The organism is Cytobacillus sp. (genome assembly GCF_964223445.1).
Classification (GTDB): Bacteria; Bacillota; Bacilli; order Bacillales; family Cytobacillaceae; genus Cytobacillus.
The window spans coordinates 41,158-49,951 of sequence record NZ_CAXQGS010000037.1; the positions used below are offsets into that span (position 1 = coordinate 41,158).

The 8,794-nt window shown below is 43.5% G+C and carries 12 protein-coding genes and 2 pseudogenes; all 14 read left to right on the forward strand.

The annotated features are described in order from the left end of the window. Positions 1–9 precede the first annotated feature (9 nt). The gene (locus tag ACEQ1T_RS05150) at positions 10–660 is read left to right on the forward strand and encodes an adenylate kinase (RefSeq protein ID WP_009336601.1); all 651 of its coding nucleotides are present in this window, start codon (positions 10–12) and stop codon (positions 658–660) included. Then, entirely contained in the window at positions 657–1,403 is a 747-nt protein-coding gene (gene map / locus ACEQ1T_RS05155) for a type I methionyl aminopeptidase (RefSeq protein ID WP_206845686.1), read from the forward strand. Before ACEQ1T_RS05150 ends, map begins: the two co-directional genes overlap by 4 nt. Before the next feature lie 16 nt (positions 1,404–1,419). After that, a pseudogene (locus ACEQ1T_RS05160) lies at positions 1,420–1,755 on the forward strand (RNA-binding protein). After that, the gene (gene infA / locus ACEQ1T_RS05165; RefSeq protein ID WP_009336604.1) at positions 1,733–1,951 is read left to right on the forward strand and encodes a translation initiation factor IF-1; all 219 of its coding nucleotides are present in this window, start codon (positions 1,733–1,735) and stop codon (positions 1,949–1,951) included. Before ACEQ1T_RS05160 ends, infA begins: the two are co-directional and overlap by 23 nt. A gap of 35 nt (positions 1,952–1,986) precedes the next feature. Continuing rightward, positions 1,987–2,100, forward strand: coding sequence for a 50S ribosomal protein L36 (gene rpmJ / locus ACEQ1T_RS05170; RefSeq protein ID WP_000868344.1), 114 nt, complete (start codon positions 1,987–1,989; stop codon positions 2,098–2,100). A gap of 23 nt (positions 2,101–2,123) precedes the next feature. Continuing rightward, positions 2,124–2,489 (forward strand): 30S ribosomal protein S13, encoded by a 366-nt coding sequence (rpsM, locus tag ACEQ1T_RS05175; protein WP_009336605.1) that lies wholly within the window; start codon positions 2,124–2,126, stop codon positions 2,487–2,489. Positions 2,490–2,511: 22 nt separating this feature from the next. Then, entirely contained in the window at positions 2,512–2,901 is a 390-nt protein-coding gene (gene rpsK / locus ACEQ1T_RS05180; RefSeq protein ID WP_009336606.1) for a 30S ribosomal protein S11, read from the forward strand. 173 nt (positions 2,902–3,074) lie between these two features. Then, positions 3,075–4,019 (forward strand): DNA-directed RNA polymerase subunit alpha, encoded by a 945-nt coding sequence (locus ACEQ1T_RS05185; protein ID WP_009336607.1) that lies wholly within the window; start codon positions 3,075–3,077, stop codon positions 4,017–4,019. Positions 4,020–4,097: 78 nt separating this feature from the next. After that, positions 4,098–4,460 carry a 50S ribosomal protein L17 gene (rplQ, locus tag ACEQ1T_RS05190; RefSeq protein WP_009336608.1) on the forward strand — a complete coding sequence of 121 codons (363 nt, stop codon included), beginning with the start codon at positions 4,098–4,100 and terminating at the stop codon, positions 4,458–4,460. A 594-nt stretch (positions 4,461–5,054) separates the two neighbouring features. Continuing rightward, complete coding sequence (locus ACEQ1T_RS05195; protein WP_370221950.1) at positions 5,055–5,894, forward strand: energy-coupling factor ABC transporter ATP-binding protein; 840 nt, start codon at positions 5,055–5,057, stop codon at positions 5,892–5,894. Further along, positions 5,870–6,739: an energy-coupling factor ABC transporter ATP-binding protein gene (locus tag ACEQ1T_RS05200; RefSeq protein ID WP_206845679.1), complete on the forward strand. Its 870-nt coding sequence runs from the start codon at positions 5,870–5,872 to the stop codon at positions 6,737–6,739. Before ACEQ1T_RS05195 ends, ACEQ1T_RS05200 begins: the two co-directional genes overlap by 25 nt. Next, complete coding sequence (locus tag ACEQ1T_RS05205; protein ID WP_206845677.1) at positions 6,736–7,533, forward strand: energy-coupling factor transporter transmembrane protein EcfT; 798 nt, start codon at positions 6,736–6,738, stop codon at positions 7,531–7,533. The genes ACEQ1T_RS05200 and ACEQ1T_RS05205 overlap by 4 nt, the downstream gene beginning before the upstream one ends. Before the next feature lie 12 nt (positions 7,534–7,545). Next, complete coding sequence (gene truA, locus ACEQ1T_RS05210; protein ID WP_370221951.1) at positions 7,546–8,283, forward strand: tRNA pseudouridine(38-40) synthase TruA; 738 nt, start codon at positions 7,546–7,548, stop codon at positions 8,281–8,283. 234 nt (positions 8,284–8,517) lie between these two features. Further along, a pseudogene (rplM, locus tag ACEQ1T_RS05215) lies at positions 8,518–8,742 on the forward strand (50S ribosomal protein L13); the annotation flags it as partial. Positions 8,743–8,794 lie beyond the last annotated feature (52 nt).

An 8,794-nucleotide genomic window follows, 5' to 3' on the forward strand; every position in this document is an offset into this window, starting at 1 on the left:
GAAATTGACGTGAATTTAGTTTTAATGGGGCTCCCTGGTGCCGGAAAAGGTACACAAGCCGAGAAGATCGTCCAAAAATACGGCATCCCTCATATCTCTACTGGAGATATGTTCCGTGCGGCTATTAAAGACGAAACGGACCTAGGCCTTAAAGCAAAATCATTCATGGATAAAGGCGAGCTTGTTCCTGATGAAGTAACAATCGGCATTGTCCGTGAACGTTTAAGCAAGGATGATTGCGAAAAAGGCTTTTTGCTGGATGGGTTCCCAAGAACAGTTGCCCAAGCAGATGCCCTTGAAAACATCCTTTCTGATTTGAATAAGAAAATTGATTATGTCATTAATATTGATGTTGATCAGAGCATTCTAATGGAACGTCTTACCGGACGCCGTATCTGTAAAGACTGCGGAGCTACTTATCATTTAGTATTCAATCCACCAGCGAAGGACGGAGTGTGCGATCGCTGCGGCGGTGAGCTGTATCAGCGTGCTGATGATAATGAAGCTACTGTTCAGAATAGACTTGACGTCAATATTAAACAGACAAAACCGTTGCTCGATTTCTACGAAACGAAAGGATATCTGCGCAATATTGATGGTCAGCAAGATATTAATAAAGTATTTTCTGATCTTGATGCTTTGCTCGGGGGCTTACAATGATCATTTGCAAAACCCCGCGTGAACTTGATATAATGCGTGAGGCCGGCAGGATCGTAGCACTTACACACCAGGAGCTGAAGAAACATATTGTACCCGGCATCACAACCCGCGAACTGGATGATATTGCTGATCAGTTTATCCGTAAACACGATGCAATCCCGTCTTTTAAAGGGTATAATGGTTTCCGCGGCAGCATTTGTGCTTCAGTTAATGATGAACTTGTTCATGGGATTCCTGGTGCTCGAGTTTTAAATAACGGTGATATAATCAGCATTGATATCGGTGCTAAATATAACGGTTATCATGGTGACTCAGCCTGGACTTATGCTATTGGCCAAATTGATGAGGACTCCGAGCGTCTGATGGATGTTACAGAGGAATCATTATATAAAGGTCTTGAAGAAGCAAAACCGGGTGAGCGCTTGTCGAACATCTCCCATGCTATCCAAACGTATGCGGAATCTAATGGCTTTTCCATTGTACGCGAGTATGTCGGCCATGGAGTAGGGCAAGACTTACATGAGGATCCTCAAATTCCTCATTATGGACCGCCTAACAGAGGGCCGCGCTTAAAGCCGGGTATGGTACTTGCTATTGAACCTATGGTGAATGCAGGAAGTCGTTATGTTAAAACCTTAACCGATAACTGGACAGTTGTGACTGTTGACGGTAAAAGGTGTGCCCATTTTGAGCATACAATAGCGATCACTGAATCCGGTTATGAAATATTAACAAAAGCCTAAGGTGCAGGTGATTCCATTGGTTGGTTCTGATACGAATCCGCAGCCTGGTCAAATTGTTTTGATCAAAAGCGGGCGTGACGCTGGTTAATATGCTATAATTATAAGGTTGATGGATGAAAGGTTTGTTATGCTTGCTGACGGCGGCAGGAAGAAATTCGATTGCCCGAAGAAAAAGAACATTCAGCATCTGCAATTGCTTAATTATATCTCTCCAGAAGTTCAGACCAGTCTCAAGGAGACCGGCCGTGTAACAAACGGAAAGTTGCGCTTTGCGCTTGCAAAGTATGCAAATGAATTCGTATATGACATGAAGAAGGGAGAATCGTTCAATGGCGAAAGACGATGTAATTGAAATAGAAGGCACAGTTGTTGATACTTTGCCAAATGCAATGTTTAAGGTAGAATTAGAAAATGGTCATACAGTGCTAGCTCATGTATCCGGTAAGATCCGTATGCACTTCATCCGCATTTTACCTGGAGATAAAGTAACAGTTGAGCTATCTCCATATGATTTAACACGCGGTAGAATCACATATCGTTTTAAATAATCATTGCACTCCGTACTATTAAGGAGGTTAGGATAATGAAAGTAAGACCATCAGTTAAACCAATCTGCGAAAAGTGTAAAGTTATCCGCAGACGTGGAAAAGTAATGGTTATCTGTGAAAACCCTAAACATAAACAAAAACAAGGTTAATTTGAAGGAGGTGCGCTTATACAATGGCACGTATTGCTGGTGTAGATGTTCCACGTGAAAAACGTGTAGTAATCTCATTAACTTATATCTTTGGTATTGGTAAATCTACAGCTCAAAAAGTTTTGGCTGAAGCTGGTGTTTCTGAAGACACTCGTGTTCGTGATCTTACAGAAGATGAACTTAACAAAATCCGTGACATCATCGACAAATTGAAAGTTGAAGGGGACCTTCGCCGTGAGGTATCACTTAACATCAAACGTCTAATGGAGATCGGAAGCTATCGCGGTCTACGTCATCGCCGTGGTTTACCGGTTCGCGGACAAAACACTAAAAACAACGCTCGTACTCGCAAAGGTCCTCGTAAGACTGTAGCGAACAAGAAGAAATAATCGGTAAAGGAGGTAACTTTAAATGGCTCGTAAAACTAATACACGTAAGCGTCGTGTGAAAAAGAATATTGAACAAGGTATTGCACATATCCGTTCTACTTTCAATAACACAATCGTAACTATCACTGATGTTCATGGAAATGCTGTTTCCTGGTCAAGTGCTGGAGCTCTTGGATTCAAAGGTTCTCGTAAATCTACTCCATTCGCAGCGCAAATGGCAGCTGAAACTGCAGCTAAAACTTCTCAGGAACACGGTATGAAATCCCTTGAAGTAACTGTTAAAGGACCTGGTGCAGGACGTGAAGCTGCTATCCGTGCTCTTCAAGCTGCTGGTCTAGAAGTTACTGCTATCAGAGACGTAACTCCTGTTCCTCATAACGGATGTCGTCCACCAAAACGCCGCCGTGTATAATTTTTCTGTATAGAATTTGTATCCTTGTCTATAATGGGATATGATACTAAATTTTTAGTTATACAGAACAATTATTCCAGTTGTTGTGCACAAAACGGGAACGTATACATGGGGGAATTTCGGTTAGAGATTGCTAGCCGGGGTTTCGACGTTTTGAAGGAGGGTATATTTTGATGATCGAAATAGAAAAACCAAAAATCGAAACGGTTGAGATCAGCGATGATGCCAAATACGGCAAGTTCGTCGTCGAGCCACTTGAGCGTGGATATGGTACAACTTTGGGTAACTCCTTACGTCGTATCCTTTTATCCTCACTCCCAGGTGCCGCTGTCACATCGATACAAATTGATGGGGTACTTCATGAGTTCTCAACAATTGAAGGCGTCGTAGAAGATGTAACATCTATCATTTTAAACATTAAAAAACTAGCACTTAAAATCTACTCTGATGAAGAAAAAACATTGGAAATCGATGTTCAGGGTGAAGGTGTAGTGAAGGCAGCTGACGTAACTCATGACAGCGATGTTGAAATCCTTAATCCGGATCTTCATATTGCTACCCTAGGTTCGAATGCCCACCTGCGCATGCGTTTAACTGCAAGACGCGGACGAGGCTATACACCAGCTGACCAAAACAAGAGAGAAGATCAGCCAATCGGTGTGATTCCTATCGATTCCATCTACACTCCAGTATCTCGCATTTCTTATCAGGTAGAGAATACACGTGTGGGTCAAATGACTAACTATGATAAGTTAACATTCGATGTTTGGACTGACGGAAGTACAGGTCCTCAAGATGCGGTTGCACTTGGAGCGAAGATCTTAACTGAGCATTTGAATATCTTTGTCGGTTTAACTGATGAAGCTCAAAATGCCGAAATCATGGTTGAAAAAGAAGAAGACCAAAAAGAAAAAGTACTTGAGATGACAATTGAAGAACTTGACTTATCTGTACGTTCTTACAACTGCTTAAAGCGCGCTGGCATCAATACTGTTCAGGAATTAGCCAATAAGACTGAAGAGGATATGATGAAGGTCCGTAACTTGGGCAGAAAGTCACTTGAGGAAGTAAAGCATAAATTAGAAGATCTTGGACTGGGCTTACGTAAAGACGATTGATTGATGTGAATTGATCCATCATCTTTATATGTTTGCTTTCAGCAGATTGAATGACTTCAACAAAGGAGGGAAACTTTCATGGGATACAGAAAGTTAGGACGCACTAGCTCACAACGTAAAGCTATGCTGCGTGACTTAGCAACAGATCTAATCATCAATGAGCGCATCGAAACAACTGAAGCTCGTGCAAAAGAACTTCGTTCAGTTGTTGAGAAAATGATCACTCTTGGAAAGCGCGGCGACTTGCATGCACGCCGTCAAGCAGCTGCTTTTGTTCGCAATGAGGTAGCCAACGCTGAAACTGACCAGGATGCAGTTCAAAAATTATTCAGCGACATCGCAACTCGTTATGAAGAGCGCCAAGGCGGATACACTCGTATTATGAAGCTTGGACCTCGTCGTGGAGACGGTGCGCCAATGGTAATCATCGAGTTAGTATAATTTTTTAAGGAAAGGGCGCGGGACGGTTTCATTGAACTTGTTCTTTGCCCTTTTTCTATAAGACCGGCTGTTTCCTTAATATGTTAGAAACGCCCATATCAGGCCAAGAACGAGCGTTACGATGAGCATGTACAGCTATTAAACAGGGATGGTTGAGTAATAGATTCCCCCTCACCTGGTACACTGTCTTGTCTAGCTCATGCACCTCTTCCGGAAAGAAGATTTGCGCCCGGCAGTTTTACTGCCTGACGGAAAGAGGTGCAGGCTTTTTTAAATTCTGTTAGTTCATAAACCATAAGGAAATCGAGGTCTCTGAACAGTCATACAATAGCAAGAACCAACCACCATACTGCGTCAGTATGAGCTTTTAATAGGGAGGCATAATAGGCATCCGATAAGCTTAGATAGCAGAAATCCAGATGTTGTTGTGTATTACAAGTGTGGGAGAATGGTATCATTCAGCGCTTGCTATCCGGTAACATAACCTATTATCGAACTATTTAAAGCTCGCCAAGAATGGCGGGTTTTTTCATTAGGATAAAAATATTAGAGCAGAGCTGAAATAGAGAAGCAGAGCTGAGAGGAGGACTTCACATGAACGAGCCGCTGGTAGAATTGAAAGATGTTTCGTTTAAGTACGATGCAGAGGCTGGATATGCGCTGCACAATGTCTCTTTCAATATATTGAAAGGGGAATGGCTTGCTATTGTTGGCCATAATGGTTCGGGGAAATCAACACTGGCCAAACTGCTGAATGGCCTGCACTTTCCTCTGAAAGGCAGTATTGCAGTAGGCGGAATTCCATTGACCGAAGAGACCCTCTGGGAAACCAGAAAGAAGATCGGCATGGTTTTTCAGAATCCGGATAACCAGTTTGTCGGAACGACTGTACAGGATGATGTGGCTTTTGGTTTAGAAAACCATGGAATTGAAAGAAATGACATGGTTCAGCGTGTTGCGCAATCACTGGAGAAAGTCAAAATGGAACAATTTCTTAATCAAGAGCCGCACCATCTATCTGGCGGCCAGAAACAAAGGGTGGCCATTGCCGGCGTCATCGCCCTAAGGCCGGACATTATAATTCTGGACGAGTCAACCTCCATGCTTGATCCAAGAGGGCGTGAAGAGGTGCTTGAAACCGTCAGAGAGCTGAAGCAGGACTATCATATGACAGTCATCTCCATCACACATGATTTGGAGGAAGCTGCAAAGGCTGATCGCATCGTGGTTATGAACAGAGGACAGTTATATCGGGAAGGCTCACCTGAGGAAATCTTTCAAATGGATGAAGAGCTTGTAAAGCTGGGCCTGGATATTCCTTTTCCTGTGAAGCTAAGCAAGATATTAAGAGAAAAAGGATTGCAGCTATCAAGGCATTATTTATCTGAAGAAGAGTTGGTGGAAGAATTATGGACATCTCACTCCAAAATGTAGAATACCGGTATCAGGTCAATACGCCATTTGAACGTCTCGCCATAAAGGATGTTTCCATTGATATTCCATCAGGCACGTTTCTGGCAATCATCGGGCATACCGGATCAGGCAAATCGACTGTACTCCAGCATTTAAATGCCCTGCTTAAACCGACAGAAGGCCAGGTAGTGATTGGAGAGCGTCTGATCACCTCGCAAAAGAAACAAAAAACCCTGAAGGAAATCCGCCAAAGGGTCGGCATCGTGTTTCAATTTCCTGAGCATCAGCTGTTTGAGGAAACGGTCGAGAAAGATATATGCTTTGGTCCGATGAACTTCGGAGTGTCAGAAGAGGAAGCCAAAAAAAGAGCAAGAGCGGCCATAAGCCAGGTTGGCCTGCCGGAGGAAATTTTACACAAGTCCCCATTTGACCTGTCAGGCGGCCAAATGAGACGGGTGGCGATAGCCGGAGTGCTGGCAATGGAGCCTGATGTCATTGTCCTGGATGAGCCTACTGCAGGGCTTGACCCTCGGGGCAGAAAAGAAATCATGGATATGTTCTACAGCCTGCATGGTACAAGAGGGCTATCGACAGTGCTCGTGACACATAGTATGGAGGACGCCTCCCGCTATGCTGATCAGATTGTCATCATGCACAACGGTGAAGTGTACAGAAAAGGAACGCCTAAAGAAATCTTTTCTTCTCCGGAAGGCTTGCTGAAGCTTGGCCTCGATGTTCCGGAGGTTGTCCGTTTTCAGCTTAAAATGGAAAAATCACTTAACATCCGTTTCTCTAAGACATGTCTGACCATGGATGAGCTGACGGATGAGATTGCTGCTGCGATGAAAAGGGGGACGCCAAAATGATGGATAAAATGATTTTTGGGCGCTATGTTCCGGCAGAGTCTGTCCTGCACAGGATGGATCCCCGTTCTAAGCTAGTCCTTATTTTCTTATTCGTGTGCATTGTCTTCCTGGCAAATAATATGCTGACATACGGCTTACTGACGGTTTACACCTTTTTGATGATTGCTTTATCGAAGGTGCCAATCCGGTTTATTTATACAGGGCTAAAGCCGGTCCTTCTGCTTGTTATTTTTACATTATTCCTTCACTTGTTTTTGACAAAAGAGGGTGAAGTCCTCTTCCGTTTTGGATGGATTACAATCTATGAGGAAGGTTTGAGACAGGGGATTTTCATATCATTGCGCTTCTTCCTGCTCATTCTGATGACTTCCATTCTGACTTTGACAACGACTCCGATTGAAATAACGGATGGTCTGGAAAGCCTGCTGGCTCCATTGAATAAAATCAAGTTTCCGGTGCATGAACTGGCGTTAATGATGTCTATTTCTCTACGCTTTATCCCGACACTTATGCAGGAAACGGATAAAATCATGAAAGCTCAGACAGCCAGGGGAGTCGATTTTTCAAGCGGCCCGATTAAAGAACGTATTAAAGCCATTATTCCTCTCTTAATCCCTTTGTTTGTCAGTTCGTTTAAACGGGCTGAGGAGCTTGCTGTAGCGATGGAGTCACGCGGCTATAGAGGCGGAGAAGGCAGAACGAAATACAGGCAGCTTAACTGGGGTCTGAAGGATACGGCAATGCTGGCAATGCTTGCAGTCCTGACTCTGGTGTTAATCCTGCTGAGGGCGTAATGAGGTGACCTTATGCAAAGATTTAAATGTATTATAACGTATGACGGCACCCATTTCGCAGGCTATCAGGTGCAGCCTGGCAAGCGGACTGTTCAAGGAGAGCTGGAGAGGGCCTTAAAGAAGCTTCATAAAGGAGAAGACATCAAGGTCACAGCCTCAGGCAGAACTGATGCGGGTGTCCATGCAAAGGGCCAGGTGATCCATTTCGATTCCCCTTTGAATATTCCTATTGAAAAATGGGAAATCGCCCTTAATTCCCTGCTGCCGGATGAGGTGGCCATAGTAGGGGCTGAGACAGTGCCTGATGACTTTCATGTCCGTTTTGATGCGAAAGGGAAGGAATATCGTTTCTTCGTGCATCGCTCATCCAGGAGAGACCCTTTTAAACGGCCTTATGCCTATCAGTACCCCTATCCCTTAAATACGGATGCTATCAAACAAGCGGCAGCGGATTTAATAGGGACACATGATTTTACAAGCTTCTGCTCCGCTAAGACGGAAGTGGAGGATAAGGTCAGGGAACTACAGGAGATAGAGGTGCACGAAAAAGAGGATATGCTCATCTTCCGCTTTAGAGGCACCGGATTCTTATATAATATGGTCCGCATCCTGGCCGGCACACTGCTTGAAGTTGGCTCAGGGGAAAGAGACCCCGATTCCATGCCATCTGTTCTTAAAGAAAAAAACAGATCAGCTGCCGGAAAAACAGCGCCTCCCCAAGGTTTATATTTGTGGAAAGTTTTTTATTAAAATTTTGGAAAAAACAATTGAGGAACCGCGAGGGCGCGTTGTAAAGCCAAACTCATATAAAAAAAGATTTTAAAACAACTAAACCAGGTGTAACATTCGCTTGACATTGGACTGTCAAAGTTATATTATAGCATATGGTATTATTATTAAAACCACGATAAGCCCCGGAACTTATTGTGTCGAATAGATAAACCAAAAAATGATTATGAATGGAATTATTAGGAGGGAAAACTGATGCGTACAACGTTTATGGCGAATTCAAACAATATCGAACGTAAATGGTACGTGATTGATGCTGAAGGCAAAACTCTTGGTCGTCTTGCTAGTGAAGTTGCATCAATTCTACGTGGTAAACATAAACCAACTTATACACCACATGTTGATACTGGTGATCATGTAATTCTTATCAATGCTTCAAAAATCGAACTTACTGGGAAAAAGCTTACTGACAAGATCTACTAGATCGGAAGAGCACACGTCTGAACTCCAGTCACCTACCAGTATCTCGTAT

Excerpts from the sequence above, each read along its gene's own strand:
- map (WP_206845686.1), top strand. The coding sequence starts at position 657 with ATGATCATTTGCAAAACCCCGCGTGAACTTGATATAATGCGTGAGGCC.
- infA (WP_009336604.1), top strand. The coding sequence starts at position 1,733 with ATGGCGAAAGACGATGTAATTGAAATAGAAGGCACAGTTGTTGATACT.
- rpmJ (WP_000868344.1), top strand. The coding sequence starts at position 1,987 with ATGAAAGTAAGACCATCAGTTAAACCAATCTGCGAAAAGTGTAAAGTT.
- rpsM (WP_009336605.1), top strand. The coding sequence starts at position 2,124 with ATGGCACGTATTGCTGGTGTAGATGTTCCACGTGAAAAACGTGTAGTA.
- rpsK (WP_009336606.1), top strand. The coding sequence starts at position 2,512 with ATGGCTCGTAAAACTAATACACGTAAGCGTCGTGTGAAAAAGAATATT.
- ACEQ1T_RS05185 (WP_009336607.1), top strand. The coding sequence starts at position 3,075 with ATGATCGAAATAGAAAAACCAAAAATCGAAACGGTTGAGATCAGCGAT.
- rplQ (WP_009336608.1), top strand. The coding sequence starts at position 4,098 with ATGGGATACAGAAAGTTAGGACGCACTAGCTCACAACGTAAAGCTATG.
- ACEQ1T_RS05195 (WP_370221950.1), top strand. The coding sequence starts at position 5,055 with ATGAACGAGCCGCTGGTAGAATTGAAAGATGTTTCGTTTAAGTACGAT.
- ACEQ1T_RS05200 (WP_206845679.1), top strand. The coding sequence starts at position 5,870 with ATGGACATCTCACTCCAAAATGTAGAATACCGGTATCAGGTCAATACG.
- ACEQ1T_RS05205 (WP_206845677.1), top strand. The coding sequence starts at position 6,736 with ATGATGGATAAAATGATTTTTGGGCGCTATGTTCCGGCAGAGTCTGTC.
- truA (WP_370221951.1), top strand. The coding sequence starts at position 7,546 with ATGCAAAGATTTAAATGTATTATAACGTATGACGGCACCCATTTCGCA.